Raw genomic sequence first — 21,630 nt, 5'->3', positions numbered from 1 at the left:
CATGAAACGCGCCCCTCGCAGCCTTCAACACCATGTTTTATATAGGAAATATAATGGTCAGGACAGCGAAATCAGCGCCTTACTTGGGAAATGTGGGCTGATCGCGGCCGAGGCGCTTGCAAAGCGCGCGGGTCAGGTGGTGCAGAGCCGCTTTCGACGCGCCATAGGCATAGGCTTCCCAATTGGGAATGTGCAGGCCGCCGATCGAGCCCAGGTTGATGATCCGCGCCGGGTCTTCCGCAGTCGCTGCTGCGCGCAGCAGCGGCAGCATCTGCTGCGACAGGAAGAAGGCCGCACGCAGGTTCACGTCCATCACCATGTCCCACCCGTCGGCGGTGGCGGTCTCGATCTGCGCGACCTCGTTGGCGCCGGCATTGTTGACGAGGACGTCGAGGCGCTCCTCCCGTTCGCCGAGTTGCGCTGCAAGGAGGGCGGGCGCGTCCTCGCGGGAGAAATCGGCGGCGAGGCCGATGCATGTGCCCTCGGCGGCCAGCTCGGCGGCCATGGCGGCGGCCTGCCCGGCGTTGCGCGAGGTGATGTAGGTCCGCATCCCGCGCCGCACGAAGCCGCGCGCGATCATCGTCCCGATCCCGCTCGTCCCGCCTGTGACGAGCGCCACCTTTCCCGCCACCGAGAAGAGCGGATCCATGCCTGCCGCACTCATGCGCCCGTCGCTCCGTAAACCCGCGCGGCGTTGTCGTGGAGCAGATTGTGCGCTTCCGTCTCGGTCAGGAAATCGGTAGCCGCACGCGCCATCGCCGTCTTCTCGGCGTAGCTCCACAGCATGCTCTGGCCGATATCGGAGCCCCACATCACGCGGTCCGGGCCGAAACCGTCGACAAGGCGGCGGACGATATGCGCGCTGCGGATGTTCTCGGCCGCAAGCCTTTCCATGTTGATTTCGGTGATCTTGAAGTGAACGTTCCGCACGTCTTCGAAGATGCCGATCGTCCCGTCGATGCCGAAATGCGGAGGCCGCGGCATCACGATGGGCCGGCCCTCCGCCTTGGCGATACCGACCTCAAATTGGGTCATGCCGAAAGGCATCGCACCATGATCCAGCAGGATCGGCAGATCAGGGAACATCCCCGCTATGATCTTGATAAGCGGCAAGGTGAAAGACAGGTGGTTCATGAAGACGATCAACGTCACGGGCGTGCCCAGATCGGCGCAAGCCTTCCAGACGTCCATCGCCGCCGGCGAACTGATCCAGGCGGTATCCAGCAGATGCGGCCGCGATTGCGCCATGCGGAAACCGCGCACTCCATCGTCGCGCACCATGTCGCGATAGATTTGCGGAGTTGCGGGATCCTGTGGATCGAGGATGACCACCGGGTGCAGCCGTCCGGGATAGCGTCGGGCTGAATCGATGATGTAACTGTTGTCAAAGCCATAGACGTGGCCTCGCTGAACGAGGCAGGCGCTCTTGACGTCCTGCTCGTCCATCATGGCGATCAGCGCGTCGCCGGTGACGCTATAGTCCGGCGGCGTCGGCGTCGGCAGATTGGGGGCGAGCGGGCGCGCGGGGTAACGCGTCCAGTCGTCAGCGATCAGGTGGGCGTGGGTGTCGAACAACGGCAGGGCCATGGAATACTCCAGCGCGGCGGGGGTGCGGCTGGCGCGAGCGCGCAGTTCGATGGTGCGTGGTATTCTTGGACGGCAATTGCTTAAAGCGGCGGAAGTCCTTGCCTCAAACGTCGCCGCTTACTTCCTGCAACCGCCGATAAGCTCGGGGAGCGACGCCATAGTGATCGTGGAAGCTCCGCGTGAAGTGAGCGGCGCTGTTGAAGCCCCATGAAAAGGCGATCTCGGTAAGCGTATGTCCGTTCCAGGCGGGATTGCGCATTTGCCGGGCGCATTCTTCCAGTCGGCGCCGGAGCACATAGGCGGAGATCCGTTCGCCCGAAGCGGAGAAGATCGTCCGCAGGTAGCGTGGCGTCAGCCGGAGGCCCGAAGCGATCGAGCCGGGACTGAGATCCGGATCGCGGAGGTGGGCTTCAATATGCTGGACGATGTCGCGGTGCCGCTGCCAGACCACTGCAGAACCTTTTGATCCGTCTGCATGAGCCATCATATAGGATAGCGAAATGGTTTCGAGCAGATAACCTGCAACTTGGCTCTCTTGCGCGGTCGAGCCTCCGGACTGCACTTGTCCGGTGAGTGACCTGACCATAGCGCCTGCGGTATCCGCGAATCCAATGGCTCGGCCGAGATGTAGCCCGCAGAACTGTTCTGGCGTCGGCAAATATTCGCGTAGCACTTCCGGCTCAACGCGGACCATGATGGTGGTGGATGGCCCATCCGCTTCCCAATAGTGGGGCATGGCTGTGTTGCAGAGGACAAAATCTCCTTCGCCCAGCCGAGACTGATGGCCGCAATGGAAGAAAGTTGAAGTGCCGTAAGCCTGCAGCAGAAAGTTATAGGCTCTCGAGCCGCTCTTGATGATATCGCTCTGCGATCGTTCGACGCTGCAATGATCGACGGAAAGGTGCGCGAGCTTCAGCGGCCCCATCACGCCGATTCGCAACTCGGCATCGAAATGCCCCTTGTCGACCGGCATAAATCCACATCGGCTCATCTGGGTCGCCCAAAGCGAGTTCCAGGCATCGGTTCGCCCGCTGCCACGCCCTGGCAGTCCGATCGTGCTGAACGTGTCCATACCGAATTTCTCCTAGCAATCCCGCCTCTTCGGGCGGTGATCGACGTCACTCTCGCTTAGGCACTGGTGGGTTAATAACCAGCAGAAGACCTTTTTTTGTTCGACCTGTCCACCAGCTTTCGATTTTGATGGTGCTGTCAGTCTGGCGCGAACGCGTCTCTCCATGCTGGAGATCGGGCTTTGACGCTGGACCCTGGCCGATGAGGGTCTGCCGCTCGGCCAGCGCGGTTGAGCGGTGTAGCTTGTAGGTTTGGCTATCGATGAGGGGGCGCTCGGGAGTGAAGTGGTTGTAGACGTTGGCGCGAACGGATGCGAACTTCTGTAATGATGCCATCCGTCTGAACATGGCATCGCGCGCTCGCGTCGCCGGATGGGCAGATTGCTGTTTTTGGCCCGATCGTTGGCGTGGATGCGGCTCGCCCGCTTCTCTTCATGGCCGAACCAGCCGGATGATCTCAGGCGACGAGTTCAAGCGGCAGAATGGGGAAGACGGCTTCGCCCCCGATTTGCGGCTCATCGCCGACTGCTAGCGCCCGCCCCGGAGATCTGACAGCGCCGATCCCAAATCTGGCGCCAGTCGGTCGACCAGTACGGCGCTTGCCTCGTTGAGACCGATCACCTGGACGATTATGCCATGGTGCCGCATCCTGGTGACGATCTCCTCCAGCGCGCCGACCGCCGTGACGTCCCACAGATGGGCAGCGGTCAAGTCAATGCGGACTTTGGCGGCCGTGTCACGCAGGTCGAAGCGATCTGCGAAGATGTCCGCGCTGGCGAAGAAGATCTGACCGGTCACCCGGTATATCCGCGTATCTGTCGCTTCGTCATAGGTAACCTGAACGTCCATCAGGCGTGTCACCTTGGCGGCGAAGAACACGCCGCTGAGAAGCACGCCCACCGCGACCCCGGCGGCGAGATCATGGGTCGCGACCGTGACGATCACCGTGGCGATCATGACCAGGCCCGAAACCTTGGGATGGCGAGCGAGATCACGGATCGACCCCCACGAGAACGTGCTGGCCGACACCATGATCATGATCGCGACCAGTGCCGCCACCGGCACCTGCGCGACCCATGGGCGGAGCGGCACCATCACGAGCAGCAGGAAGACCCCCGCTACGAGGGTTGAGAGACGCCCTCGCCCCCCATAGCGGACATTCCCCACCGTCTGGCCGATCATGCCGCAGCCGGCGATGCCGCCGAACAGTCCGGCGGCGATATTGGCGAGGCCGAGGCCCGCACATTCCCGCGCCTTGGCACTCGTGGTTTCGGTAAGGTCGTCCACGACGCTGGCCGTCATCATCGACTCCAGCAGACCGACGGCCGCCATGGCCAGCGCAAACGGAGCGACGATGCGGATCGTTTCCCAATCCAGCGGCACCGCCGGGACTGTCAGCGATGGCAGGGCGGAAGGCAGGCGGCCAAGGTCTGCGACGGTGTGGATCGGCATCGGAAAGGCGATGCTGATTCCGGTCAGGATGACGATGCAGATCAGCGGGGACGGGATCGCCGTCGTGATGCGGGGCGCCAGATAGATGATGATGAGGCCAAGCGCGATCATCGCGTAGGTATGCCAGCTGACGTCCAGCATCTGCGGCACCTGAGCCGAGAAGATCAGGATGGCGAGCGCGTTGACGAAGCCCGTCCTGACGGATCGCGACACGAAACGCATCAACACGTCGAGCTTCATCAGGCCAAAGGCGATCTGGAACAGGCCGGCCATGAGCGTCGCGGCGAGGAGATATTGCAGGCCGTGAGAATGGACGAGCGCTGCCGCGACCAGCGCGACCGATCCGGCCGCGCCGGAGATCATGGCGGGCCGTCCACCCGCGATCGCGATGACGATTCCGATCACGAACGAGGCGAAGAGGCCGACCTCAGGATCGATGCCCGCGACGAAAGAGAAGGCGATGACCTCTGGAATGAGGGCAAAGGTGCCGACCATGCCAGCGAGGATTTCGCGTCGGGCTTCGCCAGCGCCACGGAACCATTCAGCCCGGTACCGCGAAAGAGCAGTGCTGTTCATATGGGAAACCGACGATTGCCGCAGCGGCCAGCGCGAGAAGGAGCAGGCGAACGGCCCTGCGACATGCGTTGTCCGGCGGATCGGCGGCCGGAATAGCCACCCGGATTTTCACCGGGTCCATGCGAATGTGCGCCTCATAGGCTCGCTTTTTCCGAAATTGCAACCGCCGAACGAGAGCGCCGCGACGCTCCAAAGTCGGTCGGTCACGCCGCACATCAAAGCCTCCGAAACCGGGCATTGGTCCAGTCGATCGCGGCGATGCGCAACCCGGCGACCTTCGATACCGACGTAGTCGCCATGCGCCCGCGATCATTCCAGTCGGCCCGTCACTGCGGATCGTGGTTGTCGTTCGAGACCAATGATCCTGTCGAGGGACCAGACGCCCGGTCCCATGGCGATCAGGAAAAGCAGGAGGCCGGCCCAGCTCAGATGCGTCGGCCAGGCGTCTGGATAGACGAACACCTCGATGACCGTCGTCATGCCGAACAAGGCCAGCGCTGCGGGACGGGTGAACAAGCCCAGCACCAGCAGGATCGGGAAGATATGTTCCGAATAGGTGGCCGCAGGTGCTGCGATCTCGGGCGAGAGGAAAGGCAGCGCATAATCGGTGCGGAACAGTTCGTAGGTTGCATCCGTGATCTTGAGAACGCCCTCCACCTTCGTCCGTCCGGACAGGAAGAAGACGGCGGCGATGCCGAGCCGCGCGATCAGCAGCAGCAAGGCCTGCGGCAGGATTCGAGCGGCGTGCATGCCGGCGCGCCGATAGGCGGCAATGGCGAAAGACATGGCGATCTTCCTCTGGGCTGGTCCGGCGCTCGCCCCGCGATCGATGCGGGGCGAGCGCCGGAGGAATGGATCACGCCCTCGGCGCGAGCGAGCCGGGACCCTTCGGGGTCTTGATCGACGTGCATGTGCCCGCCTTCACCAGCTTCCAGGCATCGCCCTGGTAATTGACCTTCGAAGTGCCCGCACAACTGGTGCCCGCGCCCGCCTTGCAATCATTCTTGCCGGCCAGCGACACGCCGTAGCATTTCTCCATCGCAGGCTTGTCTGCGGCCTGAGCGGCGCTCACGAGGCCGAGCGCGAGGGTGGCGGCGAGCGCCGCATGGGTCCTGGTCATGATCCTATCCTTTGTCTGCGCCTCCCGGGCGGGCCATGCGGCCGGCGGCGGGTGACCCGAAGATGAGGCGATGGCCGGGTCTCGATCTTGGTTACGCGGCTCTGGTCCAGCCGGTTACAGACCTTTTCGATCGCTTTGTGTAACCGTCACCCACGTCTTCGCGTAAAGGCCTGCAGGGAGCGCGCATGCAGCCGGGCGAAACGCAGCTAAAGCAATGGATGATGGATGGGCTGGACGGCGATGCGGCCGCCCACTGCACCTTGCTGCGCGCGCTCGTCCCGTTGCTGCGGGCTTTTTATAGCCGCCGACTGCGCGGTCGGGACGAGGATGTCGAGGATCTGGTGCAGGAGACGTTGATCGCCGTCCACACCCGCCGGGCCAGCTACGATCGGGATCGCCCCTTCGTCGCATGGCTCTATGCGGTCGCGCGTTATCGCATGATCGATCATCTCCGGCGGGCGCGCGTGTCCGTGCCGATCGAGGATGTCGAGGATATCCTGATCGTCGAGGGCTTCGAGGAGGCGTGCGCCGCGCGGATGGATGTGGTGCGCCTGCTCGAAGGGATCTCGCCCAAACAGGCACAGGCGATCCGTGACACGCATATCGACGGGCTCAGCATCGCCGAAGCGGCGGCGAAGGCGCGGATCGGAGAATCCGACGTGAAGATATCCGTGCATCGCGGGCTGAAGGCACTCGCCACCCGCATCCGGGGGCGCGGGGAATGATGAATACGGATCAGCTTATTCAGACGCTCAGCGCCGATGTGCCGCCGGTCCGCCGCCACGCCGCGATCCTGCGAATTGCGCTGGGGATTGGCGCCGGGGGTGTGGTCGCGGCCCTGCTGGTCGTTGGCCTGCTCGGCCTGCGGCCCGATCTGTCGATCGCGATGCGCGGCTTCTCCTTCTGGATGAAGTGGACCTACACGCTGTCGCTCGCCGCCTGTGCGGTTTTCGCAACGGTGCGGCTGGCGCGGCCCACCGCCGTCTCGCTGCGCTGGCTGTGGCTGATGGCCGTGCCTGTCGCGCTGCTGGCGGGGATCGGCATCGGCGAGATGGCGCATGTGCCTTCCGCCGAGTGGCTCGCCATGTGGCTGGGACATAGCTGGAAAGTCTGCCCGTGGATTGTGCTGGCGCTCGCCGCGCCGATCTTCGCCGGCTTGCTCTGGTCGTTCCGAAGGCTGGCGCCGACGCGGTTGCGCGCAGCCGGGGCTGCTGCCGGGCTGTCGGCAGGCGCCTGGTCGGCCACGATCTACTGTCTCCATTGTCCCGAAGTGTCCGCGATCTTCGTGCTGACCTGGTATAGCCTCGGCATTGCGCTGGCCGCATGCCTCGGCGCGCTGCTCGGCCCGCGTCTTTTGCGCTGGTGAGTGTAACCGGGGCCGGGCTCGCCCCGTAGCTACAGGGGCCACACGGGCACACTCACACCGGAGAGACTTCATGAGCACCACCACCGCAATCAGCTTCGCCGCCTCCGCCGCCATCGTCGCGCTCGCTGCCGCCGCACCGACCGCGCCCGCGTTCGCCAAGGGCGCCGGCGATGCGGTCCATTGCTACGGCGTCAACACCTGCAAGGGCACGTCCGACTGCAAGACCGCGCACAATGACTGCAAGGGCCAGAATTCCTGCAAAGGCCAGGGCTTCAAGGAGATGACCGCCAAGAAGTGCACGGCAGCCGGCGGCAGCCTCACCGCCAAGTGATCCGACGGGCCCGGTCATGCCTGCGCGCGACCGGGCCTTTTTCTCGACCAAGGATCTATCATGATCGCCGCACCAGTCCGCACTTACGGCCTCGGCCTCAGGAAGCCGCATTATGCCGACTTTCTGGAAGGCCGCGTCGATGTCGATTTCGTCGAGGTCATCTCGGAGAACTTCATGGTCGATGGTGGGCGGCCACGGCAGATCCTGCGTGACGTCCGCAATCTCTATCCCGTCGCGCTCCACGGCGTCTCGATGTCGGTCGGTTCGGCCGACGGGGTCGACCGGGCCTATCTCGGTCGACTGAGGACGCTTGTCGACGAGATCGAGCCGCTGTTCGTATCCGATCATCTCTGCTGGACGCGGATCGACGGCTTCAACTCGCACGATCTCCTGCCCCTTCCTTATACGGACGAAGCGCTGGCGATCGTCTGCGCCAATGTCGATCGCGCGCAGGAGGCGATCGGCCGGACGATCCTGATCGAGAACCCCTCTTCCTACATAGCCTTCGACGGCGCGGATTATAGCGAGTGGGCATTCCTCGACGCTGTCTGCGCGCGCACCGGCTGCGGCCTGCTGCTGGATGTCAACAACGTGTTCGTGAGCGCGATGAACCACGGCTTCGATCCGACCGCCTATCTGGACGGGCTTCCGGCCGATCGGGTGCGCCAGATCCATCTCGCGGGGCACAGGATAGGCGCCGATCTGCTGATCGACACACATGACCAACCGGTCTGTGCCTCGGTGTGGGATCTGTACGCGCATGCCCTCCCCAGGCTCGGTACGGTGGCGACGATGATCGAGCGTGACGATGCGATCCCGCCGCTGTCCGATCTGCTTGAAGAGCTTGCGGTCGCGCGCGGCATCGGCGCCGATGCCGCGCGGATTGCAGCATGAACCTGCTCGCGTTCCAGCGGGATTTCGCGGCCGCGCTGCGCGATACGGCCGATGACGGCGTCAGCATCGGCCTGGCCATCTATAGGAACAACTACCAGGCCTCGCTCGCCGCCTGCCTGGAAGACACTTTCGCCCGGACCCGTGCGTGGATCGGAGACAAGACCTTCGCGAACGCAGTCGCCCGCCATGTCGATCGCGTCCCTCCACATAGCTGGACGCTTGATGCCTATCCGCAGGGCTTTTCCGAGACTCTCGGGATCATGTTCCCGGATGATCCCGAAATTGCCGAGCTGGCCTGGCTGGAATGCGCGCTCGCCGAGGCGTTCGTCGGACCCGACACATTGCCCGTCAGCGAGGCGAGACTGGCAATTGCCGACTGGGATCGCGCCGTACTCCAGTTCACGACAACCCTCGACATGCGCGACATGTTCACCAACGCGCCGGACTTGCTATCGGCGATGACGGCGGGAAACACACCGCCTGCGGCAGAAATGCTGACGGATCCGGGCGTGCTGCTCGTCTGGCGACGGGATTATGTCTCACGCTTTCGCGTGGCCGATATTCGCGAGGCTCAGGCGATCCGCCTCGCCCGGTCCGGCGAGACCTTCGCGTCGCTCTGCGCGTCACTTGTGGATGAATTTGGGCAGCAGGATGGTGTGAGATTCGCAGGGGAAATGCTTGGCCGATGGCTGCGGGACGGGCTCATAACCGGGCTCTGACATTATCGGCGCCCCTTCATGACGAACGGCAGGTCCACCAGATGCCGGGACTGAACACCTGGTAGCCGCTGCACCCGTAAGAGACGCCATCCGGCGCATGATCGAATCAAACGATAACCCGCCTGACCGGATGAAGGCTGACCACGATCTGAAGGCAGCGATGAGAGCGGACCTCCGGATTGTCGATTGATTGCGATTACAGCGACCCTCCGCCTCGATCCGCCGTATTCAACGCTCCTGGTTGGTCAGAGAGCGCCGCTGACCGAGCCTCGCGCTGGCAAGCAATTTGGTGGGCGCCGATAGCAACGGCAACGAAATCTTGTGAAATCAGCCATTGTGGGGCTTGATTGGCGGTGCGTCAGTCCAATGCGAACTCGTCTCTTGACGATGCAGGTCGACCTTGGAAGCTGGCGGCTTGGCTCGCGAGAGTCTGCCACTCGGCCAGGGCGGCTGAACGGCGAAGCTTTTAGGTCTGACGATCGACGAGGCGGCGTTCGAGATTGAAGTGGTTGTGGACGTTGGCGTGGACCGAGGCGAACTGCTGGAGGCTCGCCATTCGCCCGAAACGCAACATGGCCCGCTCTCTTCGTCGGAAAGGCAGGTGGCTGCTCTCGACCCGGCTGTCGGCGTGCCGGCCGATCTCCTGCCGATGGCCATTGCCGAGTCCGCGCATGGCGGCCTGATAGGATCGCAGGCCGTCTGTTGTGATCCGCTCGGGTGAGCCATTGCGCTTCAGCGCCTTCTTCATGAACGGGAGGGCGGCCTTCTTGCCCCTGGTCCTGGTGACGTAGCTCTCGAGGAGCTCACCCTCGTGATCGACCGTGCGCCAGAGATAGTGTGTCTCGCCGTTGATCATCGCGAACACCTCGTCGAGGTGCCACCGCCAATGCCGGAAGCCGCGCATGCGCGAAATGCGCTGGCGGCGGATGTCCCTTGCGAACATCGGCCCGAAGCGCTTCCACCAGAAGCGCACCGTCTCGTGACAGACGTCGATCCCGCGCTCGAACAGCGGGGATCGACGTTCCGCAGTGATGGCGGGAAGCGGACGTACATCAGCACGACGAGGTGGATCACCTCGGGTGAGGAATTGAAACGCCGAAACGGCGAAGGCGGTTTAGCGCGAGATTGGCGAGATATTTCGCGCAGTTACCAGCCGGCGAACGGCGCTGCCACATTGCTCCGACACAACCAGTTCAGGGATTACCCAACCTTCTGTAAACTTCTTTCCCACCCACAAACGTCATATCAACATTGATGTTGAGTATCTGATTCTCGGGTACTGTCAGGGGATCGTGATCGAGCACGATCAGGTCCGCAAGCTTGCCGGTCTCGATAGAACCCTTCTTTGCTTCGTCGAAGCTCAGCTTGGCTGCGTCAGCCGTATAAAGCCGGATCGCCTCCTGCCGCGAAACCTTCTGTTCCGGTCCGAATTCCCGGCCGTCAGGGCCCTTGCGACTGATCGCCGCATAGAGGCCCACCATGGGCCCGATCGGCAGATTATCGCTGCCGAAAGCCATCTTCACATTGTGGCGAAGCGGGACGCCGACAGGATTGATATTTTCGAGGCGGGCGCCATCCAGGGTCGCTTCGTAACGGCCTTCCAGATTGTAGAGGAAATTGGGCTGGGCGGCGGCATAAACCCCATCCTTCACCATCTGATCCATCGTCGCATCCGATGGCTGCATCGTGAAATGCGACAGGAACCAGCGGTGATCGGATTTCGGCCGGGTGACGAGAACGTCGTGATAGACGCCCGCCATCGTCTCGATCGCGGCGTCGCCGATGGCATGGATACCAAGCTGCCAGCCGCGTTCGGCCGAAACCTGCACCAGTTCCAGCGCCTTCTCACGCGTCATGAAAGCCTTGCCGCGAAAGCCGGGCAGGCCCTTATAATCTTCCTTGGTGAGCGCCGTCGGGCCGGTGAAGCCGCCATCATAGGGCGTCTCGCCGATCGGCCCCAGCTTGATCCGATCATTGCCGTAGCCGGTGTGATAGGGAAATTCGCGCAGCCGTTTCGCGCCGGGATAAGCGATGTAAAGCGTGATCCGCGGCAGATCCGCACCCATCTCGTCATAGATGGAACGGAATTCGCGCCAGCTGTGCAGCGAGGGCCCCGGACGCGTCTCCTCGCCAGCTTCCTTGCCACCCTTGCCGACCGGCTCGTCATCGATGCTGGTGAACGCTTCCATGAAGCTCGTGATGCCGAGCGCCAGCAACGCCTTCAGGCTGGCGATGTAGCTCGGACGCATCTGATCGGGCGTGTCATTCGGCACCAGGCTGGTGATCAGATCTGTCCGTTCACGGATGATCCCACTGGGCTCTCCGTTGGGGCCATGTTCAATCAGGCCGCTTTCCGGATCCGGCGTCTTGGCCGTGATCCCGGCCTTCTGAAAGGCAAGGCTGTTGGCGACGATGCTGTGCGCACCCGCCCGCGTCAGCGCGACCGGGTTGTCGGGCGCGGCGGCATCGAGATCCGCGCGGGTCGGCACGCGGTGATCCGCAAGCTGCGCTTCGTCCCAGCCATAGCCGATGATCCATTCACCCGGCCCGAGCGCCTTCGCCTTGGCCGCCACCATTGCCTTGAGATCGGCGATCGAGGTCGCTTTCGCCGGCTCGATCGCGCGGTGCGACAGGCCATACAGGTGAAGATGCGTATCGATGAAACCCGGCATCAGCGTCCGCCCGCCGAGATCGATCCGACGGGCGGCGGAATATCGCCCGGCCAACTCAGCGCCGCCGGTCGCAACGATGCGGCCATCCTTGACCGCCACGGCCGAAACCGTGGAGAAACTCTTGTCGACGGTCAGCACATGGCCGTTCACGAACAGGAGATCGACCGGCTGGGTCGCGGCGGCCAGCGGGGCCGCCGCAATTCCCATCGTGAGGGCTGCGAGAAGACTGGTTCTGGACATCGTCATCACCTGGATCAGTAACGGTAGGAAACGGTCAGGCCAACAGTGCGAGGCCGGAAGGTATAGTTTGTATAGACGGGCTGGTTGATGTTGCGGCTGAGTCCCAGCGACGGCAGCGAATTGAACATGTTGTTGATGAAGAGGGAGGCATCTATCCCCTCGAACGTCATGCCGACGCGGGCATTGACCATGTTCGTGGCCGGACGCGGCGGGACCATGAGATCATAGGAGACGGTGCCGGGATCGCTCGCCCCGGTCCGGCGGAACTTGCTGGCGTGGGTATAGTCCGCCCGCAGGTAGCCCTTGCGATCGAGCAGCTCGAAATCATACTGGCCGCTCAAGGTGATCGTCCAGGGCGCGCCGGAGCCGGGGATGGCCGATCCATCGGTGTAGAGCGTCCGCCCGCCGAGCACCGTGGCATCGTTGAAGGTGGTATCGTTATAGGCCACCGCGGCCGAGAGCAGCAGATTGGAGAATACGGGCAGCTGCGCCTGAAGATCGAAGCCCTTGCTGGTGGCGGAGCCCAGATTGTCGATGATCGACTGCACGCAGGTGGATAGCGACACGGTCGACTGAATGTTCTTCCACTTGATATAATAGCCGCTCAGATCGAGCTGGATCCGCCCGATCCGGTTCTTCGTACCGGCCTCATAGCTCCACACCGAGTCCGAATTGTAGGAGGTCGGCGAGTCCGCCTTGCCCGAACCATCGACATAACCGAGCGCGACGAGCTGATCATTGCAGGTCGAAGGCTGGCGCGGCTGCGCGCCGCCGGGTCGAAAGCCCTTGGATGCCGTGAAATACAGCAGGTTCCGGTCGGTTGCCTGCCAGGACACCCCGAATTTGGGCGTGACGGCCGTCTGGGCCTGGCCGGCGCCGCCATTGGCAAAGGCGGGCGCGAACGGCCCCTCACCCGGCTTGTACTGGCCGACGGCGACGGGAATGCAGGCCGGTGCCCCCGGAGCGCCTGTGCCCGGAACGCAGGCATAGCCGCGCGGTGCGTTCAGATTCGAGTTCGGGCCGTTGTAAATGGCATCGATGCTGGTCTTGTTACGCGACACACGCACGCCGCCGATCAGCGACAGGCGCGGCGTGACCTTGAAGGTGGCCTCGCCGAAACCCGCATATTGCTCATCCACGGTCCGCAGATCGGCATAATAAGTGGTCACTCCATTGAGGGGAGCCATGCCGTAATAGTTGATATACGCGCTGTAACCGGCGCCGAACGGCGCACCGTTGTTCACCGCCGGCAGCGGAGCCGGGTAACCCGGAACGGTGGCGTTGGCGATGCTGGGAACAAGCGACACGAAATTCACGCGGCTGTCCTGCACCGACCGCTGCTTGTTGCGAGTGTAGAAGCCACCCACGACCCAGCGGAAGCGAGAGTCGGCATCGCCAGACTGCAGGCGAACCTCCTGCGAGAAGTTCTTCTGGTAATTATCCTGCGGCGAGATTGCGAAATCGCCCGCCTGGACGACCTGACGGCGTGCATAGGTCAGCTCGTAGAGCTGCGTATAGTTGGGCGTGAAGTGCGAGGCGCGATCGAAATAGGAGCTGTTCGAGAACAGTTCGATGCCGCCAAGCTCCCATTTGATCGCGAGCGAGGGCAGCCAGAAGCGATCGGTCAGCGGCTCGGTGAGCGGAGCACCCGGGATCGCGACATGCGTCGCATCGACGCTGGGGATCCACATCGGCGTGCGCAGGTCGGTCGACCCCTTGTCCGATGCCGAGGGCCAGAACTGCGTGATATTATCGGGCGAATGGATCTTCTGATACATGACCGACGGCGTGATCGTCAGCGTCTCGGTCGGTGCGAATGTCAGCGCGAGACGGGCGGAGGTGGTCTCCGTGGAATTGCTGTCCTTGCGGCCGATTCCGGTCGTGTTGAACAGCAGCGAGTTTTCGGGCCCGGCCGAACCATTCGAGCTGAGCACGGTCGGCAGGCCGATGACGCGATCGATATACCCGCCGTCGCGCCGGAAATAGACGCTGGCGCGGAAAGCGATCTTGTCCTGCACGATCGGGCCACCGAGCGCGACGCCGCCTTCATAGCTCAGTGCACCACCTTCCGTGGTCGCCACTTCGGTGCGGGCATAGCCGCTGAAATGATCGAGATTGGGCTGTTCCTGGATGAAGCGGATCGTGCCACCCTCCGAGCCCGCGCCGAACAGCGTGCCCTGCGGACCGCGCAGCACCTCGACACGCGCCAGATCGAAGACGGCGGGATAGGCGTTGGTGGCCGAATAGCCGACCACGCGCACCTGGATCGGCGTATCGTCGATGTAGATTCCGGTGGTCGCGGCACCGGCCCCGGACGAAATGCCGCGGATCGAGATGTTGCTGCGCAGATTGGTGCGCTCGAAATTCACGCCGGGGGTCAGACGATAGAGATCGTCGATCTGCCGCACGCCCTGCTGATCCAGCTTGGCCTGGGTGTAGGCCGTAATGCTGATCGGAACCTTGGAGGCGGTCTGCGCGGTGCGCGTCGCGGTCACGACGATCTCGCCGCCCAGATCGGAGCCGGCCTGGGCCTGCGCTGCACCGTTGGCACCATTCGTCGCCGCGGGATCGCTGGCCGTCCCGCCTGCAACCTGGGCGCTCAGCGGAGCCGTGGAAGAAAGCAAGGCGCACAACAACAGGCGACGATAAGTGGACGTGCGGACGTTCATGTAGAAGACCCCCATTTTCAATGACTTGGCCGCACGACGGTCAGGCTTCCACGCCTGATCCATCCCTGCGGTGGCGAGCCCGATCGCCTCCCGATAAGATCTGGTGCCGCAACAAAGGACCTTGCGCCAGATGACAAACACGTGATGTTTGGTGACTGCAGCGCACCAAGCCGCATCGCGGGTGGTGCCGCCAGATCACGGCCTTCATCGCCGAAAGCGCCTCCCCGGGGGGAAGGCGCTCGCTAGAGCTGTGGGAAGGCAGGCGAGGGCGTCTGTCGAAAGAGAAATCCGATCGGACCAATCGGTTAAGCCGCGTCCGACGATAACGGATCCCGGCCATGACCGGCGGCGCATGAGAGACAGACAAATGGATAACGTGCAGATCCGCGACCTGTTCGCGAGTGATCATGATGCCTGGCTGCGGCTGTGGCTGGGATATCAGGCCTTTTACGGGATCAGCCTGTCGGCGGAGCTGACCGATACCACATTCCATCGCCTGCTGCGGCACGGTGAGCCGATGTCGGGCGCGCTGGCGTGGCATGGCCACGAGGCCGTCGGACTCGTCCATTTCATCCGGCACCGTTCAACCTGGACGGTCGGCGACTATATGTATCTGCAGGATCTCTTCACGATCGATCATGCGCGCGGCGCGGGAGTCGGACGGGCTCTGATCGAGCATGTCTATGCCCGCGCCGAAGCCGCGCATTGTTCGCGCGTCTATTGGCTCACGCATGAAACGAACGGCACGGCGATGAAACTCTACGACAATGTCGCCGAACGCTCCGGATTCATTCAGTATCGGCGCCAGTTCTGACGACGGCAATCGCCCTCGATCGGGCCCCCTTATGCTACCGCCATTCCTTCCGCCTTCCGGGCGCGGCGGCGATTGATCATCGCGGCCGCCATGGCGACGATGGTTGGCACCGCGCTCGCCAGCAGTTGGGTCCGCAGATCGGCATCGAAGGCCATCGACATCAGCACGATCACGATGGCCGCGATCGTGGCGTAGGTGGCATAGGGGAAGAGCCACATCGGCACGATCAGCCTCTCTGGCGCGGAACGCTCGACCAGACGCCGTTGCCGAACCTGCGCCAGACATACCAACAGATAGATGATCAGCATCGTCGCGCCCGAGGCGTTGACGAGGAAGCTGAACACCACCTGCGGCGAGAGAACTGAGGCAAGCAGCGCGAGATATCCGAACAGACTGCCGATCAGGGTGGCCCGCACCGGCACGCGGCGCCGGTTGACCTGTACCAGCCATTGCGGCGCATGGCCGCGACGGGCCAGCACGAACAGCACCCGCGATGTGACATACAGCCCGGAATTCAGGCACGATACGACAGCGATCAGAACGACGATCTTCATGATGAGGGCGGCCGCCGGAATGCCCATGAAGGCAAGCGCAGAAGCGAAGGGCGACTGACCCGGCACGATCGCCGTCCACGGCATGACGGACGCGATCAAAAGGATCGAGAGAACGTAGAACAGGAGAATCCGGAGCGCCACGCTGCCGGTCATGCGGGCGATCGTTCGCGCCGGCGCATTGGATTCCGCCGCCGCGATGGTGGCGATTTCCGCGCCGCACAGCGCGAAGATCACGCTCGTCACGCCGCCCAGCACGACGCCCCATCCGCGCGGGGCAAACCCGCCATGCGCGGTGAGGTTGCCGAAGGTCGGCCCGTTCGGAGAGGTGACGCCGAAGGCCCAGAGGCCGGCGATCGCTATGAACCCGATGATCGCGGCGACCTTCGCCGACGAAAGCCAGAATTCCAGTTCCCCGTAGGAACGGGCCGAAAAAAGATTGGCGATCGTCATGAGAAACAACAGGCCGAGGCCTATCTGCCACGCGGGAAGGGGGAGAAATTCGGCGAGGATGACGCCGCCGGCAATGGCCTCGATCGCGACGACCACGACCCAGAAGTACCAGTAGAGCCAGCCGGACACGAAGCCCGCGCCATCACCGAGGCCGATACGGATCAGTTCGGTGAACGAGCCGGCCGAGGGCGAAAGCGTCGCCATCTCGCTCAGCATCCGCATGATGAGCAGGATGATGAGCCCCGCCAGACAATAGCTGACGATCACGGCCGGGCCGACGGTGGCGATCGAGGTGCTGCTGCCCACGAACAGGCCGGCGCCGATGATACCGCCAATCGCGATCATCGCGACATGACGGGATTTGAGCGAATGGCCGAGCGAGGCGTCGTCGCCATGGCCTTGGGCCGGATCAGTCATTGAGCGGGCTCGATATGGGTGCAGACCAGCTTCATATCGACATAGTCATCGATACCATGGCTGCTCCCCTCACGGCCCAGCCCGGATTCCTTCACGCCGCCGAATGGTGCGACCTCGGTGGAAATCAATCCGGTATTGATACCCACCATCCCGTAATCCAGCGCCTCGCTCACCCGATAGGAGCGGGAGAGATCGCGCGTGAAAAGATAGGACGCAAGGCCAGCGCGCGTATCGTTGGCAAGTCGCACAGCATCCGCCTCGCGTTCGAAGCGGACCAGCCCCGCCACGGGCCCGAACGTTTCCTCGCGGCAGAGCAGAGCATCATCCGGGACGCCGACGATCACGGTCGGCCGGAAGAAGAAACCGGGTCCGTCCGCCGCGCCGCCACCGCACAAGACTGTGCCCCCGCGTGCCACGGCATCGGCGACATGCGCCTCCGCCTTGTCGCGCGCGCGCTGATCGATGAGCGGACCGATCGGGGCGTCGCCGGCCAGCGCATCGCCCATGGCGAGCGCGGCCACCCGCGCAGCCAGCCTTTCGGCAAAGGCATCGTAGATCCCCGCCTGGACCAGCAGGCGGTTCGCGCAGACGCAGGTCTGTCCCGCATTCCGGAATTTGGAGGCGAGCGCGCCTTCCACCGCCTGATCCACATCCGCATCGTCGAATACGATGAACGGCGCGTTGCCGCCCAGTTCCAGCGAAACGCGCTTGACGGTATTCATACAGCGCGCGGCCAGCATCTTGCCGATCGGCGTGGAACCGGTGAACGTGAATTTGGCGACGCGGGAATCCTCGACGAGGACATCGCCAATCGGGCCGGGCGGCCCGGTCACCACGCTGAACACACCGGCCGGTATTCCAGCCTCTTCGGCCAGCGCCGCCAGAGCGAGCGCCGAGAGGGGCGTCAACTCGGAAGGCTTGAGAACGAACGTGCAGCCGGCCGCAAGCGCCGGGCCGGCCTTGCGGGTGATCATCGCCAGCGGGAAATTCCATGGCGTGACCGCGGCCACAACGCCGACCGGTCGGCGTGAAACCATGAGCCGCTTGTCGGCCAGATGCCCAGGTATCACTTCGCCATAGATCCGGACGGCTTCCTCAGAAAACCATTCGAGGAAGCTGGCCGCATAGCCAACCTCGCCCCGTGCCTCGGCCAGCGGCTTGCCCTGTTCGGCTGCCATCAGCCGGGCAAGATCCTCGCTGTTCGCCAGCATCAGATCCCGCCAGGCACGCAGCTTGCGCCCGCGCTCACGCGCCGTAAGCGCGCGCCAGGCCGGGAATGCCTCCGCCGCCGCGGCGACGGCGGCCTCGGTTTCCGCCGAGCCCAGCGCGGGGACGGCCGCGATCACGCCGCCCGTGGCGGGATTGATCACCTCGATCGTCGAGGCTCCATCGATCCAAAGCCCCGCGACGAACGCCTGGGTACGGAGAAGGTCGGGGCGCTTCAGGCCAATCCGGCCCATTTCATCGGTCATGCCGTCAGTGCCAACTCGAGCTTGTCGAGCCCCTCCTCGATGATCTCGTCCGACGCTGTCAGCGGTACGAGAATGCGGATCGTGTTGCCGAAGGGACCACACGTCAGCACGATTAGCCCTTCTTCCAGCGCCCGTACGCAGACGGCCTTGGCTGCGGCGCCATCCGGCTCGCCGTGGGTGGTGGTGATATCGAAGGCGATCATCGCGCCAGGCCCGCGCAGCCCCGTCGTCGGAAGCAGCGTATTCCGCCCCTGCCAGGATGCGATCCGCGCCCGCAGCCGACTGCCGATCGCATCTGCGCGCGCCAGCAGCTTTTCCTCTTCGATGATGTCGAGCACGGCGAGCGCCGCCGCGCACGCCACCGGCGATCCGCCATAGGTGCCACCGAGGCCGCCAGGCTCGACACTGTCCATCAGTTCGGCCCGGCCGATCACGCCGGACAGGGGAAAGCCGCCGGCGAGCGACTTGGCCACGGCGACCAGATCCGGCTCGACGCCCGTATGCTCGATCCCGAACATCTTGCCGGTCCGGGCGAAGCCGGCCTGCACCTCATCGGAAATGAGCTTGATGCCATGGCGATCGCAGATCGCGCGCAGTGCCTTCAGCAATTCCGGACTGGCGACATGAAAGCCGCCCTCGCCCTGCACCGGCTCGATAATGATCGCGGCGACCCGCTCCGGCGCGATATCGGCTGCGAACAGGAAATCCAGCGCGCGCAGGCTGTCCTCGATCGTCACGCCCCCTCGCGAACCTGGAAACGGCACATGATAGACTTCCGGAACGGACGGGCCGAAATCCCGCTTGTAGGGCACGACCTTGCCGGTCATGGCGGAGGCAAGCGCAGTCCGTCCGTGAAAACCGCCGGCAAAGGCGATGATTCCGGATCGGCCAGTGGCAGCGCGGGCGATCTTCACCGCATTTTCGGTCGCCTCGGCGCCGGTTGTGAAAAGGATCGTCTTGGCTGGCCCGCTGAACGGAGCCGCCGCATTCAGCCGTTCGGCCAGTTCCACATAATTGTCATACGCCATCACCTGGAACGCGGTGTGGGTGAAGCGCTCCAGCTGCGCCTGCACCGCCGCCATCACGCGGGGATGGCGATGGCCCACATTGAGGACGGCGATGCCACCGGCAAAATCGATATAACGGCGGCCTTCCACATCCCAGATCTCTGAATTTTCAGCACGATCCGCAAAAACCGGAGCCGCGGTCGCAACCCCGCGCGGGACAGCGGCCAGCCGGCGCCCCAGATAGTCAGAACTCGTCTTCACAACTTCCCCCGAAAGGCTCTTCTGCCGGAAACGATATGGACAGGGCGGGCGAGCGGGGAGTGGACAATGGGGTCGATAGTGGTGACTTTCGGGTCGCATCCCGGTGGTGCGCGCACATCACCATAAGCGGCCCGAGAGTCGCCTCGTCATGCTTCGCGATCGTGGCAAGTTGCCTGCATTGCAGGGAGGCAGCTTATGATCGGTACTGTGCGCGGCTTGCGCAAAATGATGCTCGTGTCGGCTTTGGGTCTGGCGGCCACGGCTGCTGAGGCGGCACAGAAGGTCGATCTTCTGCTGGTGAACGGCAAGGTTCTTACCGTCGATCCGAAGTTTTCGGTCGCGTCCGCGATCGCCGTCAGCGACGGCAAGGTGGTCGCGACGGGCGGCGCGGATCTCGCCAGGCGCTATACGGCCGCGCGGACGATCGACCTGAAGGGCCGGACGTTGATGCCGGGTTTCACCGACGCCCACGTCCACATGATGACGATGTCGCATCGGCAAATCTCGATGCAAGGCGTCTCCTCGATCGCGATCCTTCAGGAACGGATCAAGGCCAAGGCCCGCGAGCTTGGGCCGGGCGAATGGATCACGGGCGCCGGATGGGATGAGGCGCTTCTGAGCGACAAGCGCAACCCCACCAAGACAGATCTCGACGCGGCGGCGCCCGACAATCCCGTGGTGTTGACCCGTGCGGGCGGCCATTCGGCCGTCGGCAACAGCGCCGCACTCAAACTTGCCAGGATAGATCGATCGACGCCGGACCCGAAAAACGGCCTGATCGAGCGCGACGCGGATGGCGAAGCCAATGGCGTGATCCGCGAGCGAAGCGACCTCTATTACAGCCTCGTGCCGGAAGACAGCTGGGAGCAGCTGCGACCGGGCTTCATCACATCCATCAAGGCCCTGCTGCCGCTGGGAATCACAAGCTTCCATTCGGCCAGTACCACGATCGACGACGAACCGGTCGGGCAGGGCGGCGTCGCCGATCCCAAGCCGATGCTGACATATCGGCGGCTCCGCGCGCTATATGACGAGCAGGGTGCCGATCTGCCCCGCGTGACCACCTACATTTCCTATCCGGGACCCGAACGGCTCAAGGCTTTCCCCCATCGAAGCGGTGACGGGGACACGCGCGTCCGCCTGGGCGGCATCGGCGAGAATGCGGTCGACGGCGGATTTACCGGTCCGACCGCGTGGACGCTGGCCGACTATAAAGGAAAGCCGGGCTTCCGTGGAAAGGGGCGCTTCACCGACGCCGAACTGCAGGCAATGGTGGACGATTGCGCCCGCAATGGTTGGCAGATGGCGCTTCACGCGATCGGCGATGCGGCGATTGTACAAACCGTGGCCGCTTATGATCATGCGTTGACGACGATCCAGGGACCCGGACGAAAGGGCAAGGACCGTCGCTGGTTCGTCGATCATTTTACCATCATGCCGCCGGCCGAGACGATGCGGACGATGGCGCGCGACGGCATCATGATCGCCCAGCAGCCGAACTTCCTGTACAATCTCGAGGGCCGCTACGAGGAAACGCTGGATCCCTGGCGGCTCGCGCACAACAATTCGGTCGCGACCCCTCGCAAGGCAGGCATATTCGTAGCATTCAGCAGCGACAATCTGCCGATCGGGCCGATGGTAGGTCTTTATGCGGCGATCACCCGCAAAGGCCCGAGCGGACGGGTTCATGGACCGGAGGAAGCCGTCTCGAGGGCGGACGCCATCCGCATGTATACTGCGAATCCTGCGTATTTGTCGTGGGAAGAAGGGGTCAAGGGCACGCTTGAGGCGGGGAAACTCGCGGACATGATCGTGCTCGATCACGATCCGATGACAGCTCCCGAGGCAACGCTCCTGACGACGAAGATCGACATGACCTTCATCGGAGGGAAACTGGTTTACGACCGGACGAATAGCGCGAACTGATAAGGATGAGGCCAGCCCGAACACGGCCGGCCT

Annotated in this window: 20 protein-coding genes and 1 other annotated feature; of the genes, 7 read left to right on the top strand and 13 right to left on the bottom strand. The window is 63.7% G+C overall.

Annotated features, from left to right (window positions below; translation table 11 throughout):
• Positions 1 to 79 precede the first annotated feature (79 nt).
• The 7 genes from DI605_RS20405 to DI605_RS20375 all read right to left on the bottom strand — a co-directional run bounded on the left by DI605_RS20405 (position 80) and on the right by DI605_RS20375 (position 5,805).
• A complete protein-coding gene (locus DI605_RS20405; protein ID WP_293977477.1) occupies positions 80 to 649 on the bottom strand; it encodes an SDR family NAD(P)-dependent oxidoreductase in 570 nt (189 codons plus the stop codon).
• A gap of 11 nt (positions 650 to 660) precedes the next feature.
• Positions 661 to 1,587, bottom strand: a complete 927-nt coding sequence (locus tag DI605_RS20400) for an amidohydrolase (RefSeq protein WP_293977473.1) — start codon at positions 1,585 to 1,587, stop codon at positions 661 to 663.
• Between the two features lie 103 nt (positions 1,588 to 1,690).
• Positions 1,691 to 2,659 carry a helix-turn-helix domain-containing protein gene (locus DI605_RS20395; protein WP_293977471.1) on the bottom strand — a complete coding sequence of 323 codons (969 nt, stop codon included), beginning with the start codon at positions 2,657 to 2,659 and terminating at the stop codon, positions 1,691 to 1,693.
• Positions 2,660 to 2,705: 46 nt separating this feature from the next.
• Positions 2,706 to 3,005 carry a hypothetical protein gene (locus DI605_RS20390; RefSeq protein ID WP_293977470.1) on the bottom strand — a complete coding sequence of 100 codons (300 nt, stop codon included), beginning with the start codon at positions 3,003 to 3,005 and terminating at the stop codon, positions 2,706 to 2,708.
• A 180-nt stretch (positions 3,006 to 3,185) separates the two neighbouring features.
• Positions 3,186 to 4,685: a SulP family inorganic anion transporter gene (locus tag DI605_RS20385; protein WP_293977468.1), complete on the bottom strand. Its 1,500-nt coding sequence runs from the start codon at positions 4,683 to 4,685 to the stop codon at positions 3,186 to 3,188.
• A 66-nt stretch (positions 4,686 to 4,751) separates the two neighbouring features.
• Positions 4,752 to 4,807 (bottom strand) — a sequence feature (sul1 is cis-regulatory element that is thought to sense ions involved in sulfur or methionine metabolism; They are found in Alphaproteobacteria).
• 187 nt (positions 4,808 to 4,994) lie between these two features.
• Positions 4,995 to 5,471: a DoxX family protein gene (locus DI605_RS20380; RefSeq protein ID WP_293977466.1), complete on the bottom strand. Its 477-nt coding sequence runs from the start codon at positions 5,469 to 5,471 to the stop codon at positions 4,995 to 4,997.
• Between the two features lie 70 nt (positions 5,472 to 5,541).
• Positions 5,542 to 5,805: a DUF2282 domain-containing protein gene (locus tag DI605_RS20375; protein WP_293977464.1), complete on the bottom strand. Its 264-nt coding sequence runs from the start codon at positions 5,803 to 5,805 to the stop codon at positions 5,542 to 5,544.
• 185 nt (positions 5,806 to 5,990) lie between these two features.
• Between DI605_RS20375 and DI605_RS20370 the strand changes: the two genes are divergently transcribed.
• From DI605_RS20370 to DI605_RS20350, 5 genes are all read left to right on the top strand, one after another.
• Positions 5,991 to 6,530: a sigma-70 family RNA polymerase sigma factor gene (locus DI605_RS20370; protein ID WP_293977462.1), complete on the top strand. Its 540-nt coding sequence runs from the start codon at positions 5,991 to 5,993 to the stop codon at positions 6,528 to 6,530.
• Positions 6,530 to 7,171, top strand: coding sequence for a DUF1109 domain-containing protein (locus DI605_RS20365; protein WP_293977475.1), 642 nt, complete (start codon positions 6,530 to 6,532; stop codon positions 7,169 to 7,171). Before DI605_RS20370 ends, DI605_RS20365 begins: the two co-directional genes overlap by 1 nt.
• A 70-nt stretch (positions 7,172 to 7,241) precedes the next feature.
• Entirely contained in the window at positions 7,242 to 7,502 is a 261-nt protein-coding gene (locus DI605_RS20360; RefSeq protein WP_293977460.1) for a hypothetical protein, read from the top strand.
• 60 nt (positions 7,503 to 7,562) lie between these two features.
• Positions 7,563 to 8,396: a DUF692 domain-containing protein gene (locus DI605_RS20355; RefSeq protein ID WP_293977458.1), complete on the top strand. Its 834-nt coding sequence runs from the start codon at positions 7,563 to 7,565 to the stop codon at positions 8,394 to 8,396.
• Positions 8,393 to 9,115, top strand: coding sequence for a DNA-binding domain-containing protein (locus DI605_RS20350; RefSeq protein WP_293977456.1), 723 nt, complete (start codon positions 8,393 to 8,395; stop codon positions 9,113 to 9,115). The genes DI605_RS20355 and DI605_RS20350 overlap by 4 nt, the downstream gene beginning before the upstream one ends.
• A 466-nt stretch (positions 9,116 to 9,581) precedes the next feature.
• Here DI605_RS20350 and DI605_RS20345 read toward each other — a convergent pair whose 3' ends face one another.
• The 3 genes from DI605_RS20345 to DI605_RS20335 form a co-directional block, all read right to left on the bottom strand.
• Positions 9,582 to 10,088 (bottom strand): DDE-type integrase/transposase/recombinase, encoded by a 507-nt coding sequence (locus DI605_RS20345; RefSeq protein WP_293977454.1) that lies wholly within the window; start codon positions 10,086 to 10,088, stop codon positions 9,582 to 9,584.
• A 220-nt stretch (positions 10,089 to 10,308) separates the two neighbouring features.
• Positions 10,309 to 12,033 carry an amidohydrolase gene (locus DI605_RS20340; protein ID WP_293977452.1) on the bottom strand — a complete coding sequence of 575 codons (1,725 nt, stop codon included), beginning with the start codon at positions 12,031 to 12,033 and terminating at the stop codon, positions 10,309 to 10,311.
• Between the two features lie 8 nt (positions 12,034 to 12,041).
• Positions 12,042 to 14,696, bottom strand: coding sequence for a TonB-dependent receptor (locus DI605_RS20335; RefSeq protein ID WP_293977450.1), 2,655 nt, complete (start codon positions 14,694 to 14,696; stop codon positions 12,042 to 12,044).
• Positions 14,697 to 15,063: 367 nt separating this feature from the next.
• On the opposite strand from DI605_RS20335, the gene DI605_RS20330 reads away from it, so the two are divergent.
• Complete coding sequence (locus DI605_RS20330; protein ID WP_293977448.1) at positions 15,064 to 15,510, top strand: GNAT family N-acetyltransferase; 447 nt, start codon at positions 15,064 to 15,066, stop codon at positions 15,508 to 15,510.
• A gap of 29 nt (positions 15,511 to 15,539) precedes the next feature.
• Here DI605_RS20330 and DI605_RS20325 read toward each other — a convergent pair whose 3' ends face one another.
• Genes DI605_RS20325 through gabT form a run of 3 tightly spaced genes read right to left on the bottom strand, consistent with a single transcriptional unit; the run spans position 15,540 to position 19,671 of the window.
• On the bottom strand, positions 15,540 to 16,931 hold the full coding sequence (locus DI605_RS20325) for an amino acid permease (RefSeq protein ID WP_293977446.1): 1,392 nt from the start codon (positions 16,929 to 16,931) through the stop codon (positions 15,540 to 15,542).
• Complete coding sequence (locus DI605_RS20320; protein ID WP_293977444.1) at positions 16,928 to 18,403, bottom strand: NAD-dependent succinate-semialdehyde dehydrogenase; 1,476 nt, start codon at positions 18,401 to 18,403, stop codon at positions 16,928 to 16,930. The genes DI605_RS20325 and DI605_RS20320 overlap by 4 nt, the downstream gene beginning before the upstream one ends.
• The gene (gene gabT, locus DI605_RS20315) at positions 18,400 to 19,671 is read right to left on the bottom strand and encodes a 4-aminobutyrate--2-oxoglutarate transaminase (protein WP_293977442.1); all 1,272 of its coding nucleotides are present in this window, start codon (positions 19,669 to 19,671) and stop codon (positions 18,400 to 18,402) included. Before gabT ends, DI605_RS20320 begins: the two co-directional genes overlap by 4 nt.
• A gap of 195 nt (positions 19,672 to 19,866) precedes the next feature.
• Here gabT and DI605_RS20310 point away from each other — a divergent pair, with 195 nt between their 5' ends.
• Entirely contained in the window at positions 19,867 to 21,597 is a 1,731-nt protein-coding gene (locus DI605_RS20310) for an amidohydrolase (protein WP_293977440.1), read from the top strand.
• The last annotated feature ends 33 nt before the right edge of the window (positions 21,598 to 21,630 follow it).

The sequence above is a fragment of the Sphingomonas sp. genome, assembly GCF_003248515.1.
Lineage (GTDB): Bacteria > Pseudomonadota > Alphaproteobacteria > Sphingomonadales > Sphingomonadaceae > Sphingomonas_I.
The sequence above is the reverse complement of the archived record's forward strand: the minus strand, read 5'-3'. Positions and strand labels throughout refer to the sequence as shown.

Excerpts from the sequence above, each read along its gene's own strand:
- DI605_RS20405 (WP_293977477.1), bottom strand. The coding sequence starts at position 649 with ATGGATCCGCTCTTCTCGGTGGCGGGAAAGGTGGCGCTCGTCACAGGC.
- DI605_RS20400 (WP_293977473.1), bottom strand. The coding sequence starts at position 1,587 with ATGGCCCTGCCGTTGTTCGACACCCACGCCCACCTGATCGCTGACGAC.
- DI605_RS20395 (WP_293977471.1), bottom strand. The coding sequence starts at position 2,659 with ATGGACACGTTCAGCACGATCGGACTGCCAGGGCGTGGCAGCGGGCGA.
- DI605_RS20390 (WP_293977470.1), bottom strand. The coding sequence starts at position 3,005 with ATGTTCAGACGGATGGCATCATTACAGAAGTTCGCATCCGTTCGCGCC.
- DI605_RS20385 (WP_293977468.1), bottom strand. The coding sequence starts at position 4,685 with ATGAACAGCACTGCTCTTTCGCGGTACCGGGCTGAATGGTTCCGTGGC.
- DI605_RS20380 (WP_293977466.1), bottom strand. The coding sequence starts at position 5,471 with ATGTCTTTCGCCATTGCCGCCTATCGGCGCGCCGGCATGCACGCCGCT.
- DI605_RS20375 (WP_293977464.1), bottom strand. The coding sequence starts at position 5,805 with ATGACCAGGACCCATGCGGCGCTCGCCGCCACCCTCGCGCTCGGCCTC.
- DI605_RS20370 (WP_293977462.1), top strand. The coding sequence starts at position 5,991 with ATGCAGCCGGGCGAAACGCAGCTAAAGCAATGGATGATGGATGGGCTG.
- DI605_RS20365 (WP_293977475.1), top strand. The coding sequence starts at position 6,530 with ATGAATACGGATCAGCTTATTCAGACGCTCAGCGCCGATGTGCCGCCG.
- DI605_RS20360 (WP_293977460.1), top strand. The coding sequence starts at position 7,242 with ATGAGCACCACCACCGCAATCAGCTTCGCCGCCTCCGCCGCCATCGTC.
- DI605_RS20355 (WP_293977458.1), top strand. The coding sequence starts at position 7,563 with ATGATCGCCGCACCAGTCCGCACTTACGGCCTCGGCCTCAGGAAGCCG.
- DI605_RS20350 (WP_293977456.1), top strand. The coding sequence starts at position 8,393 with ATGAACCTGCTCGCGTTCCAGCGGGATTTCGCGGCCGCGCTGCGCGAT.
- DI605_RS20340 (WP_293977452.1), bottom strand. The coding sequence starts at position 12,033 with ATGACGATGTCCAGAACCAGTCTTCTCGCAGCCCTCACGATGGGAATT.
- DI605_RS20335 (WP_293977450.1), bottom strand. The coding sequence starts at position 14,696 with ATGAACGTCCGCACGTCCACTTATCGTCGCCTGTTGTTGTGCGCCTTG.
- DI605_RS20330 (WP_293977448.1), top strand. The coding sequence starts at position 15,064 with ATGGATAACGTGCAGATCCGCGACCTGTTCGCGAGTGATCATGATGCC.
- DI605_RS20325 (WP_293977446.1), bottom strand. The coding sequence starts at position 16,931 with ATGACTGATCCGGCCCAAGGCCATGGCGACGACGCCTCGCTCGGCCAT.
- DI605_RS20320 (WP_293977444.1), bottom strand. The coding sequence starts at position 18,403 with ATGACCGATGAAATGGGCCGGATTGGCCTGAAGCGCCCCGACCTTCTC.
- DI605_RS20310 (WP_293977440.1), top strand. The coding sequence starts at position 19,867 with ATGATCGGTACTGTGCGCGGCTTGCGCAAAATGATGCTCGTGTCGGCT.